Below are 20,081 nucleotides of genomic sequence, written 5' to 3'. Positions count from 1 at the left end.
GCAGTGAGTTCATGAGCGCATCCACGCAGGCGATGCAGCGCGACGACACGCTCAATCCAGCGATGCTGTGGATCAGCGGCGGCGAGGCGCAGTGGGGCGCCGCCGCCGGCAAGAGCGGCAAGTCCTGCGCCAGCTGCCACGGCGAGGCGAATCAGAGCATGCGCGGCGTGGCGGCGCGGTATCCGGCTTTTCATGCCGGGAGCAAGATGACGATCAATCTGGGTCAGCGCATCAATGTATGCCGCGAGCAGAAGCAGCAGGCGTCGGCGCTGCGAGCGGAGAGCGAGGAGCTGCTTGGGCTGGAGGCGTATGTGGCGATGCAATCGCGCGGCATGCCGGTGGAGCCGCCGCAGGATGCGGGGACCAAGGCATCGGCCGCGCGGGGCAAGGAATTGTATGTGAAGCGCATCGGGCAGTTGAATTTGTCGTGCGCGCAGTGCCACGATCAGCGGGCGGGTGGACGTCTGGCCGGCAGCACGATACCGCAGGCGCATGCCGCCGCGTATCCGATCTACCGGCTGGAGTGGCAGGCGATGGGGTCGTTGCAGCGTCGCCTTCGTAATTGTATGAGCGGCGTGCGCGCCGAGGTTTCGGCGTTCGGCGCGCAGGAGCTGGTGGATCTGGAAGCCTGGCTGGCCGTGCGAGACAAGGGTATGAAGATGGAAACGCCAGGGGTAAGACCGTGATTTATGGATACACGTAGGGCGGATTAGGCGGAACGCCGTAATCGGCCATGCATGCGCCGTCGGCGGCTCATAAATGGCCGATTACGCGCTACGCGCTAATCCGCCCTACGTGTCTCCGTTGTCAGTTTATTTTTAGGGGAGTGCTGATGCTATTGAAGATTCTCACGGTGGCGGGGCTGTCGCTGGCTGTCGCCAACACCGGCGCGACGACCATCTCCCCCGGCGCGCGCCTTGCCGCCAACTGCGCCGCGTGCCACGGCACCAACGGCGACACCAAAAACGCGCCGAATTTCGCAACCCTACCCGCTCTGGCCGGGCAGCCCCGCGAAAATCTGGCCGCCAGCCTGCGGGCGTTCAAATCCGGCGCCCGCCCGTCGACCATCATGACGCAAATCGCCAAGGGCTACACCGACGAACAGATCGAACTGCTGGCGGCTTTCTTCGCCGCGCAGAAGAAAGCCACGCCATGAAGCGCCGTCAGTTCATCCAAGCTGCCGGCGCCAGCGCCTTGCTGGCATCGGCCACCGGCTGCGCCACCATCGGCGGCAAGGCCAGGCCGCAAGTGGTGGTGGTCGGCGGCGGTTACGGCGGCGCCACCGCCGCTCGTTACATACGCATGTGGAGCGAAGGGACAATCGACGTCACGCTGATCGAACCGGATGCCGGCTTCATCTCCTGCCCACTATCTAACCTGGTGCTGGGCGGGTCGCGGCGCATCGCCGACTTATCGCTGTCGTATGACGCGCTGACCAACAAGCACGGCGTGCGCATCCTGCGCGATACAGTGGCCAGCATCGACGCGGACAAACGCACGCTGGCGCTGGCCGGCGGGCAGACGCTGTCCTATGACCGCCTGATCGTTTCGCCGGGCGTGGAGTTCATGTGGGACCAGCTCCCCGGCATGCTGAAGCCGGGCGCGCGCGAGACGGTGCTGCATGCGTGGAAGGCTGGCGCGCAAACCGTCGCGCTGCGTGCGCAGTTGGAGGCGATGCCCGACGGCGGCGTGTTTGCGATGACCATTCCGCCGGCGCCGTATCGCTGTCCACCGGGGCCGTACGAGCGCGCGTCGCAGATCGCTTTCTACTTCAGCCGCCATAAACCGAAATCGAAGGTGCTGATCCTGGATGCCAATGACGATGTGGTGTCCAAAGGGCCGCTGTTCAAGAAGGTGTGGAAGGAGCGCTATGGCGGCATCATTGAATACCGTCCGTCGTTTAGAACCGCCGATATCGATGCGGGCACGCGCACGGCGGTGTCGGAGCTGGGGGATCAGGTGCGGGCGGATGTGCTCAATGTGATACCGCCGCAGCGGGCCGGGGCGATCGCGGTGCGGAGTGGTTTGGCCAATGCCAATGGCCGGTGGTGTGGGGTGGACTTCCTGAGTTTCGAGTCGACGCAGGCGAAGAATATCCACGTGCTGGGTGATGCGATTCAGGTGTCGCCGTTGATGCCCAAGTCGGCGCATATGGCCAATCAGCATGCGAAGGTGTGCGCGGCGGCGGTGGTGGATATGCTCAACGGCCGCGCGCCCGATCCGCATCCGATGCTGACCAATACCTGTTACAGCTTCGTGTCGGATACGGATGTGATCCATGTCGCCTCCGTTCACGCGTACAGCGCGGAGCAGAAGACGTTGCTGGTGGTGTCAGGCTCGGGAGGCGTATCGACGGGACCGAGCGCGCTGGAGGGCGACTATGCGATGAATTGGGCGCGGAATATCTGGGCCGATACCCTGGGCGCTTGAACACTTGTGCGCTGACGACACGGGACGCCGAAACACATCGGATCCACGTGGGATCACATGTCCGTGTTCACCGGTACCGTGCCAAAATCTGGTCGATACTGCCGTCCTTGAGCATGGTCTCTATGACACTATTGACTTGTTCGAACGGCACCTGCGACTTGCGCGAGAACGCGCATTGCGCTTTGAAGTTGATAAAAACCAGCTCCGGACGTAAATGCAGCGCCGGATAGTGGCGCTGCAGGTAGGACATCGTGATCTCTCCGATCACCGCGTACTGCGTCTTCCCGGCCAAAATCTGCTGGATATTCTGATCGATCGTGAGCGCATCGACACGAGTGAACCCCTTGCCCAGCACCTGCTCGATGCGCGGATAGCGGTACCCCCCCACCGTGCCGACCGGCTTGTTCCGCAGGGCCTTCAGCGAGCCGATCTGCGGCGCATCGCCGCGCGCGACCACCATTTCGGTGTCCGACAGCAGCGGCGTGCTCCAGTTGTAGTCGCCATCGATCCAGAACGGCATCACGTAGCACATGCCGTCGGCGCGGCCGCTGGTCAGCACTTGCTTGACCCCCGGCACATCCACGCTGATGTAGACCGCGCGCCGCCCCAGCCGCCTGGCCATGGCGTCGCCCAGGTCCTTGAGGATGCCGCCCGTCAGGATGCCGTTCTCGAAGCGCACGATCGGCATGGCCTGGTCCAGCGGCGCGATCATGATGTATTCCCCGGGCGCGGCGTGCACGGTGGTCGAGGCGCATAGCGGCAAGAACGTCAACAACGTGGCCGCTATGCGCTGGGCGGTTTTCAGCATGTCCGGTTATCCTGAATGAGGGTTTCCCCCCATTATAAGGCGGACACGGCCGCGTCAGGACGTCATGCGATCCCAGCCTTCGCGGACCGCCGCTTTGAACTTCTCCCATCCCGATTGCGGATAGCTGCTTTCCCAGTTGCTGCGCAGCTCGGGCTCGACGTCGTTCCACGGCCGGCCCCGGTAGGATTCGTGGGACGCCATCGACGAACCATAGCGGTAGGCCGGGTCGTAGTCCTCGTAGCTGCCGCCGCTGCTGGCGTAGTTGCTTTGCCAGTGCGTGTGGAAGTGGGTGTCGATGTCGGGCGCGATTTGTTCGACCTCGACGTCGGTGCTGCGCACGGTGTCGCTGATCTGCTCCTGCCGCTGCGACACTTCCTTGCCGACGACGACCTCCTCGACCACGCGCGCGCTCTTTTGCACCACCGCCTCCTCGGCGCTTTCGCGCAGCTCGAAGGATTTCTCCTGGAAGGCCGGCACCTGGTCCGGCGCGATGGCCTGGTCCACCGGATGGCGCTCGATTGTCACGTGCTCCTCGCGCAGGGTGATGTCTTCCTGCACCGGGGTTTCGATCACGCGCTGGTAGACGCGCACGCCGCCGCGCTGCACGGTGCGCTTGCCGACTTTGAGTTCCTCCTGGATGACGGGGATCGCCTGCTCCTCGGTGGTGGTGCGCTGCATCGAGCCCGCCTCAGCCGACGTCGTGCCGCCTTGCATCCCGCCCATGGCGCCGGCCGCCGTCGCTTGCGTGCCGCCTTGCATCGTCCCGGTCATTGTCGACTGCACGCCTTGCATGGAACCCGGGACGGCCGCCTGCGCGTCCTGCATCGACCCGGCGGCGCTCGCCATGCCCCCCTGGTGCGCGCCTTGGTAGGCTTGCGGTGGTGCTTGTCCCGACAGTCCCTGCTGCTCGTCGATGTCGAGCGGGCCGAAGCCTTCGATGATGTCGGCGGCGCGTTCGATCTCGTCTTCGGTGCTGGCGTCCACCGTCAGCACGGTATTGCCCCGGTTGATGGCGCTGCTGTAGGCCTGTTTGTCGGCATGCTCGTCGTTGCCGAATATGCTGCTGAAGAATTGCATGATGCTCCCGCCGATGCTGTCGTCGGTGCTCGCTGCGCTACTCGTTTGTGTGCTTGCTTGTGTCTGCGTGCCGGTGCCCGAGGCCAGCCGTACCGCGCTGCTGCTAAAACCTGCGTTGAGCAGCTCTGCCTTTGCGCGGTCGGCATCGCCGCGTTGTTCGAATACTGCCGCCAGTGTGTGTGCCATGGTTGCTTCCTTGGTGAGTGTGGTTGAGGGTTGCCCGCCGTTCCCGTCGTCGAAGCGCTCGACCGTTACGTGCTCCGCGCGCAGCGGCACCGTCTGCTGGTGCCGGCTGGCGTGACGCAGCCGCGTGATGTGCAGTTCCTCCTTGATCCGGTAGCGCTTTTCCACCACCAGCACTTCTTCCAGGACCGGAACGATGAAGGTGTCGCCCTCGTAGCGCGCGGCGGGAGGCGCGCTGACGACGCGGTTGACCGGCACATGCCGGACATCGAGTTCGTCGTACCACAAGGTTTGATCGAGCTGATGCGGATGGCTGCGCACATGCTTGTGCACGCGCACGCCACGGGCGGTGTCCGCCAGACGCGTGTCCACGTGCAGTTGCTCCTGATACACGGGCAGCGTGACCGTCTCGCCTTCGGCGGCGTGCTGCGGTGGAATGTTGGATTCGTTGGCCATTTGGAGGTGCGCCGGCGCGTGCAACGGGATAGCCAGTCTACGTCGGCGCCGCGCGGGCCAGCGCCCGTTTGCCCTTTAGAAAAAAGGGCGCTTGGTTTTCCTAGAGGCAAGCGGGCGCTGAGTTTGCCGCTTACCACGTAGACTAATTTTTCGTATCGACCCCATGCGTTTAACCGAGGAGCCCATCATGACCCACACACTGGCAGCCGTATTTGAAACCCGCGCCGAGGCCACCCAGGCTCAGGAAGAACTGATCTTGAATGGCTTCGATCGGGGCAGCATCCAGATCACCGATTCCGGCAGCGCCGCCGGCCGCGCGCGCATCGACGACGATGCGTCGATCCTGGGCAACATCAAGCAGATGTTCAGCGACCTGATCGGCCGCGAGCACGCCGACCGCCACGTCTACGCCGAAGCGTTGAATCGCGGACACACGGTGCTGACCGTCGAATCCGAAGACCTGGCCAAGGCCGACCTGGCCGCCGACATCGTCGAAGACTTCAATCCGATCGACATCGACGAGCATGAAACCATGTGGCGCGCCAGCGGCTGGACCGGCGCGGAAATCCTGCGCAGCGGCACCGGCATGCAGCAGACCACGGTGGGTGCGCTGCAACGCGCCCCGGAACCGGCGTTGCAAAGCGCGCCCGAGCCGCACGGCATCCGTCCGCGCGAGGAGGCGGTCGAGTTCGTCCGCTCCGAGCAGGGCATGCTGACGCAGGGCTCGCTGCAGCGCGGCGAGATGATTTCGCCGGACGGCCCGTTCGCCGGCGATCCGCTGGCCGAGGGGCAGCGCACGGTGCAGCGCAGCGGCATGCGCATCTATCCGCGCGATGTCGAGGCTGGCGTGAACGAGGACAGCCTGAACATCCTGCGCGGCGAGCGAGTGGATGAACTCGACAGCAAGGCTAATCAGGATAGTTTGAATATCCTGCGTGGCGACAGCGAAGGCGATGAATATTTCCGCTCGCACTGGGAGAAGACGTACACGGGCGGCACGTATCAGGAATACAACCCGGCGTATCAGTATGGCGAATCGATGGCCGGCAGCCCGGCATATCGGGACAAGCCGTGGGAGCACGCCGAGCCCGAGCTGCGTACGACCTGGGAGAATACTTATCCGCAATCGAACTGGGAAAAGTTCAAGGAGGCCGTGCGGGCCGGGTGGGAGCGTGTGACGCGATAATGGTGTGGCACGTGGTGCATCACGTGCCGTATCCGAACCGGTAGCCGCCGAGCAGGTAGGCCCGCCCTGAGCATGAATGGCCGTCGCGATGACGGCCATTTTTTTTCGTCCTTACAGATGCCTTTCGATGCAAAGAAAAATAGCAGCTGTGACAATTCGATGGACTTCCGAATGAGAATTCACCCATAATCGGCAGTGTTTCCATTTGGAAATCATCTACCGGGATTCGGCAATGGAAGATTCCAGCGTCACTAGAGCCTCGCTTTTCTGGGCCTTGCAACCCTGTGCAGCCTGCGTGGGCGGCCACTTTCCTTGTAATTGGCATAACAACAAATTTCACCTCGTACAAGTTACGACTGGCCGCGCGCAATCAGGCGTGTCTGACCGAGTACATCGTTGGCCTTGAAACCGTGAATTGCGGCGCGACCTGACTGAGCTTCATGTCAGGATCGCGCAGCGGCAACCAAATCTGGACAAGACTCACTCGCCGGGCGTGAGCGATCAGTGTTGTGAATGGGGAGGGGCGGTCAATGCGAAAACACTTTACATGGCTAGGATTGCTAGCGCTGGCTGGCACGGCTTTTTGTATCTACTTGTTTTTCTTTGGTTGGCATTCGCGCTACTTCGAGTTGCGGTGGGATGAGGAGGTGGAGTTGGCGGATGGCAGGATTATTGTCGTCCACGTGCTGCGGACTTTCGAACGCTTGCGCTTCAGGTTTGACCCATATTCAGGCGCCATCACGCGGGATACCGAACTCAGCTTCGATGCGGGAGGCACTACCGGGAGAGTTACCCAGCTTTTAAAAGGCTATACGCCGATTTTACTGGATGAGGAGCAGGGCCGGTGGTACTTGATGATCTATGGCGGATCCTATGGAAAGTCACGACTGGTTCCCGGACAGAACTTCGGTCTAGCGTGGTACGGCTGCGGTCCGGTGTTGCAATTGCAGGGCACAAGTTTTGTCCCGATTTCTGTCCATGATCTGCCAACCGCCTTCAAACAGCCCAATTTTTTGATGTTCCATGGGGAGATACGCGAGCACGCGCTCTTCGACGGCAGGTTGGTCACCATTTCGGAGAAGCGCGAGTGGCGCAGAACGCATCCGCCGCGCAACCATGAAGAGGCAGCTATTTGCCGCCCGCCAAAAAACACAGTCAAACCCCTTGATCTCTTCCACTACAACGCTGTTCAAAGCGAGAAGAAATGACGACCGAAGCGACCTATGCAATCGACCCCGGCAGGCTGCGCTCGCCGTCGTAGAGGTGGGTTTGCATCAGCGCCAACGCCGCCGGGCCGCTGGGCGCGGCCAAAAGCCGCCACAGCGGTTGCTGGCGCAGGCGGCGGTTGGTGGCGAGGGGGACGTCGGCTTTCATGGCGCTATTTTAAGGCAAGCGGGGGATGTCGCGCGGCCAGGCATGCCCACATTAGATTGTTGCGTCTGGTCAAGAGCATCCATCTTCAGCGTGAGAGCATCGTGTTTTAACCTGCCGGTAAGCTGACCATGCAAATCCCAACACTTGAGAATAGTTTGAAACGAGCGGCACCCGGGTCAGTCGTCGGCTACGGCTTAACTGCGATGCTGTCTTTTATTGCTCTCGATACCGCAGGCAGGCCAACCGGCCTCATCTTCGAATTCTTCGTCTCGGCAGCTATCATCTCAGCAATAGTTTATGCTGCCGGAGTATTTTTTATAGTGCGGAGAGTGAAGTTTTTTTATCTGATTTTGGGCGTCTTTGGATTTCTCCCGCTGCTGGTTTTATTCATCAGTCCCGCTGTATTGACCACAATGATAGTGGATGAGCCGTCAGCGTGGAAAGCCGCCTACTGGGCGAGCTACAGTTCTGTCGCTATCTTCTTAAGCTGGCGAAGCATACGAAAGACAAAGGCATTGGAGAGCCGATACAAGTACCTGGAGAGCGAAATCAAGCTTGATGGTAGTCAAGCCTATGTCGACAGGCGGGAAATGAAGTACCTGTGGGAGCTGGCTCCTCGCAAGGAACTCGGCTCAAGGTTGAACAAAATCCTTGGCACGGCACTTCTTTTTTTGCCGTCGCTGTATCCGCTTCAGATTATCCTGTTCAGGATGGACGAGAATCTGCATCTGCTAGTGCATTTGTCTGTTCTCTGTCTGCCACTTTCGCTATATGCAATAGTCCAGCTTTGCTCTGGGTACTACTTGTGGGTACATCTTGTAGGGCGCTTCGAAATGCGCGTTGGGCTACCGGTCGTGTTCCGTGGCTTACTTTAGATCGGGAGTTGGGCCGTTCGCCGGGATGAAACCCGGTCGAGTGTTGCGATTCCGCCGCCCAGTCCGCCACCTTGCGTCACCTCAAAAACCCCCTCCTCCCGCCATGACATGATCGACATCCTGTGCAGTCCGTTCGTTGCCTTCAGGCATCGAAGCTGCCCACTCTGCGATGGATGCCGCGATGGAAAAACTACTGCCGTACTTCGAACGGGAACTGAGCCAGCTGCGCCGCGCCGGCGCCGAGTTCGCCGGCCGGTATCCCCAACTGGCCGGCAGCCTGCAGATACGCGGCGAAACCTGCGCCGACCCCAATGTGGAACGCCTGATCCAGTCCTGCGCCTTCCTCAACGCCAGCGTCGCCAAGCGGCTGGACGACGGCCACTCCGGCTTCACCGAAGCACTGCTCGGCATGCTGTACCCGCACCATCTGCGGCCGATGCCATCGTGCTCGATCGCCCGCATCGACTACAGCGACGCCCCGAAAAACGCGGTCAGCAGCGTCACAGTGCTGCCGCGCGGCGCCGCCATGAAATCGCTGGCACCCAACACCGTCAGCTGCGGCTTCCGCACCGTCTATGACGCCACGGTCGCCCCTGTCGCCATTGGCGCGGCATGGTTCGAACCGCACATCCAGGTGCCGTCGACGATCGCGCTGCCGCCCGAAGCCGGCGCCGCGATCTGCATCACGATCGAAAGCACCGGCGTCGCGCGCGGCCTGGCGCTGCAGGGCCTTAGCACCATGCGCGTCTTCATCGACGCCGACGCCACGCTGCGCGCCACCTTGCGCGACGCGCTGTTCATACGCACCGCCTGCGCCTGCGTGGAGGCCGGCGGCCAATGGCGCATGCTGGCCAAGCCACCTATCGCACCGGTGGGCTTTGCCGACGACGAAGCGCTGCTGCCGGTCGCCCCGTCCGAACACGGCGCGTATCGCCTGCTCAGCGAATACTCCGCCTTCCCGGAAAAATTCGACTTCTTCGACATCGACCTCGGCGCGCTGATCGCCGCCAGTCCGGCCGACTGCACCCGGCTGACACTGCGCCTGGCGCTGGCCGATGTCCGTCCGAGCACACCTGCCGCGCGCGTGCTGCGCACGCTAACCGAAGCGAATCTGGTACTTGGCTGCACACCCATCATCAACCTGTTCGAAAAAGCGGCCAAGCCGATGTTGATCCGCGCGGCCACTGCCCGCCGCAGCTACCCGGTGGTGCTGGACGCGGTGCCGCCCAGCGACGGCGAGATTTACAGCGTCGACTCGGTGCAGCTGGTGAGAAAGCAACAGCAGGGCAGCAGCATCCAGGACTTCGCACCGTACTATTCACTGCGCCAGGGATCGTCCAGCGGGAAAGGCCACTACTGGCTCGAACACCGTGACGATCTTGGCGGCGGTACCGACCACGGTGTCTCGCTGACGCTGGTCGACCAGGAACTGGCGCCACTTCGGATGGAGGACGGCACTGCATCGGTACAAGTCACCTGCACCAACCGCAACCTGCCGCAGAACCTGCCGTACGGACGAACCGACGGCGACCTGCGCGCGGTCAAATCCACCGGTAACTTCCCGATCCGCATGCTGCGCCGGCCGACCATGTCGCACCCGCAGGCGTCGCACGGCAACAGACTATGGGGACTGATCGCCCATCTGGCACCGAACCACCGCACGCTCACGCAGGAAGGCCTGCCTGCGCTGGCGGCGACGCTGCGGCTGTACGCGCAGCGCGACAACGCCATCGCCCAGCGGCAGATCGACGGCATCACCGGCTTGTCGCACCGTCCGGCCACGGCATGGATACGGACGGCCAGCGACAGCGCCTATCTGCGCGGGATAGAAGTAACGGCCACCCTGGACGAAGCGGCGTACACCGACACCGGCGTCCACGTCTTCGCCCAGGTGCTGGATCACCTGTTTAGCCTGACCGTCCACTTGAACAGCTACACCCAACTGGTGATCGTCTCCCAAGCCAGTGGCAAGGAAGTGCTGCGATGCGCACCGCGCAGCGGCGCCTTGCCGCTGGCCTGACCTTCCGCCACATCCGCCGCATACCAGAGGAGCAAACGTGGGACTCGATAACGACTTTTTCAGCTTCATGAGCATGCCCAAGGAGCTGGTCACCTTCAACCGGCCGATCCGGCTCAAGCTCGATCTTCCCGGCGGCATCAACGACGACATGCTGCTGCCGCAGCGCGTGTTCGGCACCGAAACGCTGTGCGGCGGCATCGACTACCGCGTCCTGTGCATCTCGTCCAACGCCACGCTGCCCTTGAAGCAACTGATCGCCGTGCCGGCCGCGCTGCAATTCGTCACCGACCAGGGCGATTTGCGCAGCGTCTGCGGCATCGTCACCGAAGCCAGCTCCGGCGACAGCGACGGCGGCCTGGCCAGCTACCAGCTGGTGCTACGCGACGCCCTGGCGATCCTGGAAAAGCGCATCAACACGCGCGTGTTCCGCCAGATGGATGAAGTGGAGATCGTGCGGCAGATCCTGCTGGAATGGCGGCAAAAGAGCTCCACGCTCGGCGTCTGCTTCACGGACGAAGTGGGCGAGGCGTTCCATCTGCAGGAGTATCCCAAGCGCGAATTCACCATGCAGCACAACGAATCGGACGCCGCCTTCATCCGCCGCCTGCTCAAGCGCAGCGGCATTGGCTGGTACGTGCGCGCCGAGGCCAATGGCGAAGTGCCGACGCACACGCTGGTGCTGTTCAATAACGCCGACAGCCTGCGCCAGAACGTCGCCGGCACCATCCGCTACCACCGCGACGCCGGCACCGAGCAGCGCGACACGATCACCTCCTGGGGCGCGGTGCGCAGCCTGCAACCGGGCGTGGTGACGCGGCACAGCTGGGACTACCGCTCGCAAGGCCCGGACTACATGATGGCGCAGACCAGCAGCGGCGTCGACCAGGGCGTGAGCGGCAACGAGCTGGCCGCCAGCCTGGACGACTATCAGGTGATGATGCCGCACGCGGGCGACGACGTCGACGACTTGTGCCGCCTCGGCAAACTGCACATGTCGCGCCACGATTTCGAATCGAAGTGCTTCCACGGCGAAGGCAGCGTGCGCGACCTGTGCGCCGGCGAGTACTTCACCTTGAGCGGGCATCCGGAGGTGGACCAGCACCCGCGCGAGGAACGCGACTTCATCGTCACGGCCTTGCAGGTGAACGCGCAGAACAACCTGCCCAAGGCGCTGGCCGAACGGGTGGAGCGCCTGTTCTCGCGTAGCCGCTGGACGCAGGGCGCGCAGGAGCCGCAGACGCAAAAGGAGGTCGTGGACAGGATGGCGTCGGGCGCGCTGCGCATGCACATCCAGTTCACGGCGGTGCGGCGCGGCGTGAAGATCGTGCCGGCGTACGACGCGCGCACCGACCTGCCGCAGGCGCTAATGCAAAGCGCGATCGTCGTCGGGCCGAAGGGCGAGGAGGTGTATTGCGATCAGATGGGGAGGGTGAAGATTCGCTTTCCCGGTACGCGGGCGGCGGATCATGTGCATGCGGATGGTTCGGGTGCGGCGGGTGACGATGGCGACTCGGCGTGGGTGCGCGTGGCGTCGAATTGGGCGGGGAATGGGCCGGGAAGCGTGGATCAGTGCGGAACTATTGGCCTGCCGCGCGTAGGTACTGAGGTGCTGGTTAACTTCCTGGGGGGCGATCCGGACAAGCCGGTGATCGTAGGACAACTGTACAACCAGCAGGCGCAGCCGCCGGCCTTAAGTAACCTCGACGACTTGCCTGGCAATAGGTATTTGTCGGGTATCAAAAGCCGAGAAATTAAAGGAGGGCGAGCAAATCAGTTGCGCCTCGACGACACGAATGGTGAGATCAGTGCGCAGCTATCAAGTGACCACGCAAATAGCCAGGTGAATCTCGGATTCCTTACTGAATCTAAAACTCACGGCCATGGAAAACCTCGCGGTGAGGGAGCTGAGCTGCGCAGCGATATGCAATCCACGGTACGGGGTGGGCAGGGGGTATTGATTACTGCCGAGGCTACAGATGTCGACACCGGGGCGCATCTTGAACGCAACGGACTCAGCAATGTCTTACTGAGTCTGGAAAAGCTGGTTCAGGAGTTGAGTAAGGAGGCCACCAAGCACGCGAACGACAAGACTCATGGTCCGGAGCTGACCGCACTAGTTGAAAAACTCAAGAAGATGGATACCAACGGTGCTCCCATCGTTGCCATCAGCGCGCCAGCAGGCTTAGTGGCGGGCAGCAAGCAGAACATAGCGATTGGTGCTGATAAGACGATCGACATCGTTAGCCTTGGCGCCACCTGTCTTTCATCCGGTGAAACAACATCGTTACGTGCTGCACAAGGCATGAGTCTTTTCGCTAACGAAGGCGGTTTGAAGGCTACGGCAGCTAGCGGCCAAGTCATGATCAAAGCCCATGATGACCAGATGATGCTCTTAGCTAAAAAGGTTTTAGAGATCATCAGCACGGCTGACTGGATCACTATCAAGGCGAAGAAGGGCGTGCGAATAAACGGGGGCGGCACGGAGCTGGAATTAAGTGCTAGCGGTATTAAGGGATACACGGATGGCAAGCATGAAGTGTATGCCCAAGACCATCAGACTTTTGCCGCGAAAGCGCGCCCAACGGAATTTTCTGCGGACCCTCAACTCCACAAAATATGCATACCCTGTCTGCTGATTGCAGCCGAGGCGCATAGCCCATTCGCAATTTCAAAGTGAGGTGCTCATGCATTCGACTTACGTGCTTATCGATACGACCCTATTGGGCGATCTGCAAACCAAGCCGTGGTTGCAGAAAAATCGCCGGCCCAGTTGGATTGCCGCGATCTACGGCCGCTACGCTGTCGACGTCAGCCCAGTCGTAATTGATGTTGAGCGTGCGGTTCAGTGCTCACGGATCTCCTCTCTGATGGATATCGTGAACGCGCGACGACCACAGTTGGGGGTCTCGTTTATCGAGACGACTCTGACACTCGAAAAGTTAGTCGAGCACCTGCGGCAATTTATCTGTGTGCTCACTCGGGGCGATGGCGAACTTACGCTGCGATTTGCGGATGGGGTTGTTCTACCTAATCTTGCTTCTATTCTGACTCCTGAGCAGTGGACTCTAATTACCGCGCCTTTCACAAGTTGGAAGGTTCATGGTCGCGACGGGAAGCTATTTTCGCTACCGATCGGGAATGCGCGGGGCTCGACAATGCCTCCTTTGAGGCTGACCGGCGCCCAAATCCGTGCCCTGAAAGATTCCATGGGTGCAGATCAGTTATTGGTAAACCTTCGCATGTACCGCATCGCGCCTCCGTCCGCGTATCTAAGTGCGGAAGCTTTTGCATATGCCACCCAAGCGCGTCGCATGTGGCATGTTGCTGGTCATTCTGATGATCAAGATCTCGTCCTTTTTGCGGCTGGGGTATTTGATACCGACGGCAGGTTGCTGAGTGTGTCAGGACTTGAGGATGCATTAGCTGGATCAGATCGGATGAAGATCCGCGAGAGTTTGCAGCGGATGATCGAACTCAACAATACTGTTTGAACGAGTGAAATTTTGGGAGGGAGGCTAGATGAAAAATAGTAAAGGCTTAGGTGTCATTCGACTTGGCGATAAGACTTCTCATGGCGGAAAAGTCATCTCGGCACAGACTACCTTCAAAGCTCTGGGCAAAGCGGTGGCGGTGAATGGAGATTTGACCACCTGCCCTAAGTGCAAAGGAACATTTCCAATTCAGGTAGCTGCAAGTGATCGCATCCATCAAGGGAAAGCAGTGGCTTACCACGACGACAAGACCGCATGTGGCGCGAAATTGATCTCATCGATTTAAACATAGTGGAGCATCAAAATGAAAAATCAATTTCTTCGAAAGATGATTGTTTGGAGCTTAACGTCCGTCACGAGCATGTTGATCAGTCTTTGCGCAGCAGCTCACGAAACATCAGCTTCTAAAAGTGGGGGTAAGGATCTGCTAGCGGTGGGCATGATTGGAGTACAACACATTGGCGACAATTTCAACATCTCTGAATTCTATGTGGACGGGCAATGGGCAGGGAATGTCGGTAGAGAAGGGGGTGGGGGCGGCAATGTCTGTTGCGTAGTGCTTCCCGTGAAATGGCGACCTGGATTAATCGCTGAAATCCGGTGGTCTATTGCCGATTGGTCTAACGAAAAAGAAATTGAGACAAGGAAGGGGAATTATCAAAGTGTAGTTTGGAAAAATTACAAGGCAGTGGTGCCAATTGAGAAATACGAAAGCCCTGAGGATCTTTATATTCATTTTTTCGCTGGCGGTAAGGTGCGTGCTGTTTCGAGCATTTTCGGATCGGAAGGGGGCAAACATCCAATTCAGCGCGGGGATGCTAACGCAACGGTGAGGGCTACAACGGGGCATGTGGTGGCTTCGCTATTTACCGCAGCAGAACTTGCAGAAATGAAGAGAAAAAGCAGTGAGGAAGCCACTAAGGAAGGAAATTGGAAATGAACGAAATCCCGGCGGTAAAAATCGCAGCAACTCTGGTAGCGCCAACAAAGTTGGTGAATCTTGTAAAGCCCCGTCATTTGATAGATTCGTCAAAGTGCGAATGCTACGTCGACATTGGATTTTTCTTTGATGGAACAAATAATAATGGCAAGAACGATAAGCCCAAGCTTGGTCACAGCAATATTGTCAGATTGTATGACAGCTATCTCGCAAACCCTAAGAAACAAAAATTTGCGCATTATATGTATGGCGTAGGAACCGCTTTTCCGGAAATTAATGAAAGTGGACAAAGTAGTTTGGGGAACGGATTTGGAATTGGCTGTGAAGCAAGGGTTCTGTATGCCATGCTTCATTTGCTGGACACTATTCATCGAATTGTTTTTGATGAAGCTCTTTTTTCAAAAATTCAGGTGCGGGCTCTCTGTTCTGTCGGTATTAAAGCCGCTGCTTCTTCTGCGCATGCTGATGCCTTAGCTGAACTGGGTTTGGATTCTGGACTCCTCATGCCGGATTTCTTCGGTGCCGGAATTAGAGACACGTTCTTCAAAGCGAAGATAGAAGAGATGACTCTAAAATTCGCGTCGGCTAAGAAGCCGATAATTAAAGAGTGCTTTCTTGATGTTTTCGGCTTTTCTCGCGGAGCCGCCCAGGCCCGTGTCTTCTGCAGTTGGTTGGAGCAGCTGATGGATGGAGGGAGGTTCGCGGGCATTCCAGTAAGATTTAGGTTTCTAGGAATTATGGATACTGTTGCCTCTGGAGGATTTTGGTCAAGTGTTAATGCGGGTCTTCGTAACGTCCCTGGCGGCCACAGCGGATGGGCCGATGTGAAGTATTTGCGGATACCCAAGATTATTGAGAATTGTGTTCACATGGTGGCGATGCATGAGCTGCGTAAGAACTTCCCTTTGGATGAAGCAGGTGTAGATGGCGTGTTACCGCCGAATACACAAGAGTTCGCATACCCTGGAGCCCACAGTGACGTCGGTGGCGGCTATGATCCTGCCGAACTAGGGGTATCGGTTGGAACCGATTGGACCATCAGTGATTCGCTTAAGTTAGCCCAGATACCTTTAAACCATATGTACGACTGCGCCGTAGCTGCTGGTGTACCCCTGGATAAGAGGCGCGCTGTTGTGGGGAAGTGGTATGATCCTTTTGCGATGGCGCCTGCGCTTATCAAGGCCTATAACGATTTTCTCACTGTTTCAAGTTGTACTGCACGGCCGATGAATGCATGGTCGCAGCGGTACCTGAATTGGAGATGGCAAAATCGTTTGACATATTCCAGTTTGGAGCATGTAAAAAAATCCAATAAATCCGACCGAGTAAAACTTGAAAAGTTCAACAAGATACTTATAGATGATGCTGAGTTGATCGAGCACGCAGCGAGTCCGAAAACACAAAGCGGAATATTGTCTTTCATATCGAGTGCCGCGTCTGAGACGACTGATAAGGTGAGGACGTCCGTGCTGGATAAGGAGGCAGGAAAAGTGCTTTCGCTCGCGAAAGCTTCCGCAAAAGTAAACGCTACTGAAGCACATTTTTTCGACAATTACGTTCATGATTCGCTTGCAGGATTTGATCGTGCGAGTATCGAAATGACGGGATATTGGCGTTATCGCAAGGGCTTTATCGGAGGTGAGATGGGTGGGATCGTTATGAATGAGGCGAAACCGGATGATGCTCAAGCAGCGTAGATGTAGAATCTAGAGAGGTCAGCAACCCAACGCTGACCGAACTCTCGATTCCATCGAGCCAGACACCCAAGCGCAGGGCACCCGATGGCAGCAAACAAAAAGCAACCCTCCCCACCAACCTCTCTGCTCGCCGAGCTGCGCACGCTCACCGACCGCATCGCCGCCGCCGAAGCCGGCGAAGACTCCGCTCCGTCAAGAAACTGCGCCTCGGCCTTGAGCAATTCACCGCCCAGCTGAGAAACGTCACGCACAAGCTCGACCCGGTGCTGCGTCCCGAATCCATCTTCGATCCCACCGACCCCAACACCTCCGGCCGCGTTGTCGCGCTGACCCTGGTCGCCCAAACCAAGCACCCGCTATCGAAGATCCCAGAATTCTACGGCGCCGGCGTCTACGCCATCTACTACCGCGGCAACTTCGGCCCCTACGCGCCGCTGCAGGGCGTGGACCATCCGATCTACGTTGGCAAGGCCGATCCGACAACCAGGCCGCCGAGGGCGCGGTGAGCCAGGGCACCAGACTATCCGCACGCCTCAACTAGCACGCCAAGAACATCCGCAGCGCCGGCAGCACCATGGACACATCAACGACTTCGACGGTTGCTTCCTGATCGTGCAGACGGGCTTCCAGAAATCGCCCGAGGACCACCTGATCAACTTCTTCAAGCCGATCTGGAATTCGGAAACGAAAATATGCTTCGGTCCGGGCACGGCTACAGCTCGGAAACCCGGGTCAACAAGCGCTCCCGTGGGACACGCTGCCTCCCGGCCGCGAGTGGGGCGACGCGACGACGGACAACCAAAACCCGCCGGGGACGATTCATCGATCAGATCGGCGCCCACCCGGCGACGCACCGGCCTTATGCCAACATTTACAGATCTTCGGGGTGCTTCACCGGAGACGTGCACCAATTGAACCTGGGGAGCTTCTCCACGCCAGCGCGCGGGGCGTCGAACTGGAGTAGGCCAGCGACGCTAGTCCTGAGCAGCTCGCATGCGCGATCGGTGATCATCGACGCCGCTCCATTGGCACAGCGTTAGCATCCCCGTAGCAGGATGACCTGAAACAACACGGCGTCGTTTGCGGCCAGAGGCGTAAATGCAATTGCTGGGCCAGCTTGGTAAGCTTTTTTTCAAAACAAAAGATATTTTTAGTTGAAATAAGGTCTAACCGATTTTGCTCTGCAAGGTAAAAAGTTGCCGATGTGGGGGCGCTGTCTCGCGAATCGTTCGTCACTTAAGCCATGGTTGTCTGCGATAGCGCTGCTACGCCATGTACCTCCCTTGCCTGCTCGGCTCACACATGGACCAACCGATGACTAAGACCTATATGCCCAAGTTGGTGTTAAACCACGATGAATTGCTAGCCGTCGCTCTCTACGTCATGACGTCCCAAGCGGCAATCCAATGCGAGCGCTTGTCAGGTGGGCAACTGCGCATCACCATTGATCAAAATGATGTGACATTGTTAAAAGAAAGAACAACGCCATCGTATGTCTACGTCCAAGAAGGCGGTTCGGCGTCGGAGTTGTATTTGCACGAATATGAGACAAAGGCAGACGCGATGGCCGGTCGAGTTGAATGCGCGTCAGCTGGGGCATATAAAACGGGTGGGATTGTCGAAATATCCCCGTGTTTGCGGTTACTTGGTAACGTTTTTTTCGCTACAGCGGAAGCACTCGTCGGAACGGTCCCTGGCTTGGCTCTCTATGTAGACGAGGAGGTCGGCGGCATTTGATCTCGATGTCCTTGGGCCGGAGCGGCCGGTGGCGCTTGGCCACCTTGTGCCGCTCCCATCGGCGCTGTGCGTCTTGGCCGGCGGCGTCCACAGCTTGTCCTCGTCCGCGCGGAAGCCGACAAAGAACACGCGCATAGGGATCTGTCTATGCTGCAAGAGAGATTGAGACTATTCTTAAGACCGCCAATCAATGTCGTGAAGACTGGGCGGTATAGCCGTGAACTCGTCGCTGTATAACGCCGCTGGTGATTGTTACTTCAGCCTAGCGCCGTTTACGTTTGGATGCGCGCGCCTTCTCTTTGCGAAGCACAGTTTTTTCAAGCTTCACCTGTTCATTCCATTGCTCTGCCGCGCGAGAGGCCTCAGCGTAGATCCCACGGCTGAACGTTATGCTGGAAAACATGCTGAGCAAGACCGGCGACGGCTCAATTTTGCCCTGCTTGAGCATGTAGGGGATCTGCCGCGCAGAGAGCAGCACCGATAGGCCGCCGCAGAATATATTGATCTGGTACCACAGCGCTTCATACTCCGGCATCGATTTCGACTGCACGTTCAGCAAGATCAGAATCGTGATGGCATACATGCTTGCAAACAGAGCGCACAGGCTGATCCGTACGCGCAATGGAAGCTTGCGGCCGGCTACTTTGATGGTGGCGCATTCTAGAATGGCAAAGATCCCATACAGAAAGAACGGCGCACCCAGCAATGCCAGATCCAAGTTGTACCAGCTGTAACGCGCGGAGGACTGCGTCAGCACCAGAACAAGCGTCAGTCCCATAATGCAACACACATAGAGGTCCGTTTTGTTCTCCGCGTAAAATTTCTTCCAATATGGGGAACTGCGGCCTGCTAATGCCAACACAAAATCGCACAGATACGCCGTCGCCACACACCACATCAGCGAGCCGAAACTCCATTTGTACGTGGCCTGGAGCAATCCGTCCGACGGCAGGAGCACTCCCCATATCGTGCCGATTACACCAACGCTCAGTACTAGGTACTTTGGGACGTTAAATGGGAGTATTAGGTCGTGCAGGGTACGCTTAGCGGCATGAGGCACTAACCATAGCCAAATCATGTGTAGGCTCACTGCGAACAGGACGCCAAACGCCGCGCCACCAAAGACTAGATTGGCTAGTGCGACTTGTGTGCCTACCTCCTGGCGCCTAGCTAAGCGGGCGACGAATGTCCCGTCATGACTACTGTCCCACTGCGCGTATATGCCGAACGCTGCCGCAAACATCGCGCCAACGAGCAGCACCAGCATGAGTTGCGATGCAAATTTTTTCCTCATGGCCGGTGCATCCGCAGACCGGTAGGCGGTGATGGCTAGCACGCAGGAACAAATCAAGCCTATGACGAGTCCCAGCATTAGACCAAATTGTGCCGCCTGTGGCCAGCTCGCTGAGCTGTTCTTGCTGTTCGGGAAACCGCTGGAGATGAGTCGGCACGCCAATGCTGCCAGAGCAAAATACAAAGCACTCGCAGCTGTGCCGCAAATTGCGCACTGTAGCGCAGCGCCTATCTTGAGCAAAATTGGTTTCATTGACTCCTCCAAACGCTACGAATAGGCCGCATATTTCTTGAGGGTTCGCAAATTCTTCAGACTCCGATTTTCACAGGCGCTGCCAATCCATTGGGGCCGAAAGGGGCTGATTAAAAGAGAAAACGCTCGCGGTATGGGAATGCGAAGTAGCCGATCTGAATGTGTTGGAGAGCAGGCAGCGGTTTTCCTGGGAACGCCAGCCATCCTCGCGGAGAATGGCCCAAATGGTTGTGGTCTCGTCTCCTTGTCGATGCTCGCTGA

General features: G+C 58.7%; 18 protein-coding genes. 14 read left to right on the top strand and 4 right to left on the bottom strand.

Annotated features, from left to right (window positions below; translation table 11 throughout):
- The first annotated feature begins 11 nt into the window (after positions 1–11).
- The 3 genes from soxA to NHH88_00120 all read left to right on the top strand — a co-directional run bounded on the left by soxA (position 12) and on the right by NHH88_00120 (position 2,430).
- A complete protein-coding gene (gene soxA / locus NHH88_00130; GenBank protein ID USX14241.1) occupies positions 12–686 on the top strand; it encodes a sulfur oxidation c-type cytochrome SoxA in 675 nt (224 codons plus the stop codon).
- Positions 687–832: 146 nt separating this feature from the next.
- Entirely contained in the window at positions 833–1,156 is a 324-nt protein-coding gene (locus NHH88_00125; protein ID USX14240.1) for a c-type cytochrome, read from the top strand.
- Positions 1,153–2,430 carry an NAD(P)/FAD-dependent oxidoreductase gene (locus NHH88_00120; GenBank protein ID USX14239.1) on the top strand — a complete coding sequence of 426 codons (1,278 nt, stop codon included), beginning with the start codon at positions 1,153–1,155 and terminating at the stop codon, positions 2,428–2,430. Before NHH88_00125 ends, NHH88_00120 begins: the two co-directional genes overlap by 4 nt.
- Before the next feature lie 67 nt (positions 2,431–2,497).
- Here the strand turns inward: NHH88_00120 and NHH88_00115 are convergent, their stop codons facing one another.
- Together NHH88_00115 and NHH88_00110 are read right to left on the bottom strand one after the other, a co-directional pair.
- Positions 2,498–3,238 (bottom strand): transporter substrate-binding domain-containing protein, encoded by a 741-nt coding sequence (locus tag NHH88_00115; protein ID USX14238.1) that lies wholly within the window; start codon positions 3,236–3,238, stop codon positions 2,498–2,500.
- A gap of 54 nt (positions 3,239–3,292) precedes the next feature.
- Positions 3,293–4,954, bottom strand: coding sequence for a YsnF/AvaK domain-containing protein (locus NHH88_00110; protein USX14237.1), 1,662 nt, complete (start codon positions 4,952–4,954; stop codon positions 3,293–3,295).
- Positions 4,955–5,141: 187 nt separating this feature from the next.
- Here NHH88_00110 and NHH88_00105 point away from each other — a divergent pair, with 187 nt between their 5' ends.
- Both NHH88_00105 and NHH88_00100 read left to right on the top strand, forming a co-directional pair.
- Entirely contained in the window at positions 5,142–6,140 is a 999-nt protein-coding gene (locus NHH88_00105) for a hypothetical protein (protein USX14236.1), read from the top strand.
- Between the two features lie 530 nt (positions 6,141–6,670).
- The gene (locus NHH88_00100; GenBank protein USX14235.1) at positions 6,671–7,348 is read left to right on the top strand and encodes a hypothetical protein; all 678 of its coding nucleotides are present in this window, start codon (positions 6,671–6,673) and stop codon (positions 7,346–7,348) included.
- Positions 7,349–7,361: 13 nt separating this feature from the next.
- Here NHH88_00100 and NHH88_00095 read toward each other — a convergent pair whose 3' ends face one another.
- Positions 7,362–7,514 carry a DUF3375 domain-containing protein gene (locus tag NHH88_00095; protein USX14234.1) on the bottom strand — a complete coding sequence of 51 codons (153 nt, stop codon included), beginning with the start codon at positions 7,512–7,514 and terminating at the stop codon, positions 7,362–7,364.
- A gap of 128 nt (positions 7,515–7,642) precedes the next feature.
- On the opposite strand from NHH88_00095, the gene NHH88_00090 reads away from it, so the two are divergent.
- The 9 genes from NHH88_00090 to NHH88_00050 all read left to right on the top strand — a co-directional run bounded on the left by NHH88_00090 (position 7,643) and on the right by NHH88_00050 (position 18,274).
- Entirely contained in the window at positions 7,643–8,389 is a 747-nt protein-coding gene (locus NHH88_00090) for a hypothetical protein (protein ID USX14233.1), read from the top strand.
- A 181-nt stretch (positions 8,390–8,570) separates the two neighbouring features.
- Positions 8,571–10,409, top strand: coding sequence for a type VI secretion system baseplate subunit TssF (gene tssF, locus NHH88_00085; GenBank protein USX14232.1), 1,839 nt, complete (start codon positions 8,571–8,573; stop codon positions 10,407–10,409).
- A 37-nt stretch (positions 10,410–10,446) separates the two neighbouring features.
- Positions 10,447–13,086, top strand: a complete 2,640-nt coding sequence (locus NHH88_00080; protein ID USX14231.1) for a type VI secretion system tip protein VgrG — start codon at positions 10,447–10,449, stop codon at positions 13,084–13,086.
- A gap of 7 nt (positions 13,087–13,093) precedes the next feature.
- Positions 13,094–13,900: a DUF4123 domain-containing protein gene (locus NHH88_00075; protein USX14230.1), complete on the top strand. Its 807-nt coding sequence runs from the start codon at positions 13,094–13,096 to the stop codon at positions 13,898–13,900.
- Between the two features lie 28 nt (positions 13,901–13,928).
- Positions 13,929–14,186 carry a PAAR domain-containing protein gene (locus NHH88_00070; protein ID USX14229.1) on the top strand — a complete coding sequence of 86 codons (258 nt, stop codon included), beginning with the start codon at positions 13,929–13,931 and terminating at the stop codon, positions 14,184–14,186.
- An 18-nt stretch (positions 14,187–14,204) separates the two neighbouring features.
- On the top strand, positions 14,205–14,840 hold the full coding sequence (locus NHH88_00065) for a DUF3304 domain-containing protein (protein ID USX14228.1): 636 nt from the start codon (positions 14,205–14,207) through the stop codon (positions 14,838–14,840).
- Positions 14,837–16,537 carry a DUF2235 domain-containing protein gene (locus NHH88_00060; protein ID USX14227.1) on the top strand — a complete coding sequence of 567 codons (1,701 nt, stop codon included), beginning with the start codon at positions 14,837–14,839 and terminating at the stop codon, positions 16,535–16,537. The genes NHH88_00065 and NHH88_00060 overlap by 4 nt, the downstream gene beginning before the upstream one ends.
- A 263-nt stretch (positions 16,538–16,800) precedes the next feature.
- A complete protein-coding gene (locus NHH88_00055) occupies positions 16,801–17,043 on the top strand; it encodes an Eco29kI family restriction endonuclease (GenBank protein USX14226.1) in 243 nt (80 codons plus the stop codon).
- Between the two features lie 808 nt (positions 17,044–17,851).
- Positions 17,852–18,274, top strand: a complete 423-nt coding sequence (locus NHH88_00050; GenBank protein ID USX14225.1) for a hypothetical protein — start codon at positions 17,852–17,854, stop codon at positions 18,272–18,274.
- 262 nt (positions 18,275–18,536) lie between these two features.
- Here the strand turns inward: NHH88_00050 and NHH88_00045 are convergent, their stop codons facing one another.
- Positions 18,537–19,820, bottom strand: coding sequence for a hypothetical protein (locus NHH88_00045; protein USX14224.1), 1,284 nt, complete (start codon positions 19,818–19,820; stop codon positions 18,537–18,539).
- Positions 19,821–20,081: the final 261 nt, after the last annotated feature.

This window comes from Oxalobacteraceae bacterium OTU3CAMAD1 (assembly GCA_024123915.1).
Taxonomy (GTDB): domain Bacteria; phylum Pseudomonadota; class Gammaproteobacteria; order Burkholderiales; family Burkholderiaceae_D; genus Rugamonas.
This window is presented reverse-complemented; position numbering and strand designations above follow the sequence as displayed.

Bases quoted from the DNA above. Each gene is read 5' to 3' on its own strand.
- NHH88_00070 (USX14229.1), top strand. From the start codon at position 13,929: ATGAAAAATAGTAAAGGCTTAGGTGTCATTCGACTTGGCGATAAGACT.
- NHH88_00100 (USX14235.1), top strand. From the start codon at position 6,671: ATGCGAAAACACTTTACATGGCTAGGATTGCTAGCGCTGGCTGGCACG.
- soxA (USX14241.1), top strand. From the start codon at position 12: ATGAGCGCATCCACGCAGGCGATGCAGCGCGACGACACGCTCAATCCA.
- NHH88_00115 (USX14238.1), bottom strand. From the start codon at position 3,238: ATGCTGAAAACCGCCCAGCGCATAGCGGCCACGTTGTTGACGTTCTTG.
- NHH88_00090 (USX14233.1), top strand. From the start codon at position 7,643: ATGCAAATCCCAACACTTGAGAATAGTTTGAAACGAGCGGCACCCGGG.
- NHH88_00075 (USX14230.1), top strand. From the start codon at position 13,094: ATGCATTCGACTTACGTGCTTATCGATACGACCCTATTGGGCGATCTG.
- NHH88_00110 (USX14237.1), bottom strand. From the start codon at position 4,954: ATGGCCAACGAATCCAACATTCCACCGCAGCACGCCGCCGAAGGCGAG.
- NHH88_00050 (USX14225.1), top strand. From the start codon at position 17,852: ATGACTAAGACCTATATGCCCAAGTTGGTGTTAAACCACGATGAATTG.
- NHH88_00120 (USX14239.1), top strand. From the start codon at position 1,153: ATGAAGCGCCGTCAGTTCATCCAAGCTGCCGGCGCCAGCGCCTTGCTG.
- tssF (USX14232.1), top strand. From the start codon at position 8,571: ATGGAAAAACTACTGCCGTACTTCGAACGGGAACTGAGCCAGCTGCGC.
- NHH88_00105 (USX14236.1), top strand. From the start codon at position 5,142: ATGACCCACACACTGGCAGCCGTATTTGAAACCCGCGCCGAGGCCACC.
- NHH88_00095 (USX14234.1), bottom strand. From the start codon at position 7,514: ATGAAAGCCGACGTCCCCCTCGCCACCAACCGCCGCCTGCGCCAGCAA.
- NHH88_00060 (USX14227.1), top strand. From the start codon at position 14,837: ATGAACGAAATCCCGGCGGTAAAAATCGCAGCAACTCTGGTAGCGCCA.
- NHH88_00065 (USX14228.1), top strand. From the start codon at position 14,205: ATGAAAAATCAATTTCTTCGAAAGATGATTGTTTGGAGCTTAACGTCC.
- NHH88_00125 (USX14240.1), top strand. From the start codon at position 833: ATGCTATTGAAGATTCTCACGGTGGCGGGGCTGTCGCTGGCTGTCGCC.
- NHH88_00045 (USX14224.1), bottom strand. From the start codon at position 19,820: ATGAAACCAATTTTGCTCAAGATAGGCGCTGCGCTACAGTGCGCAATT.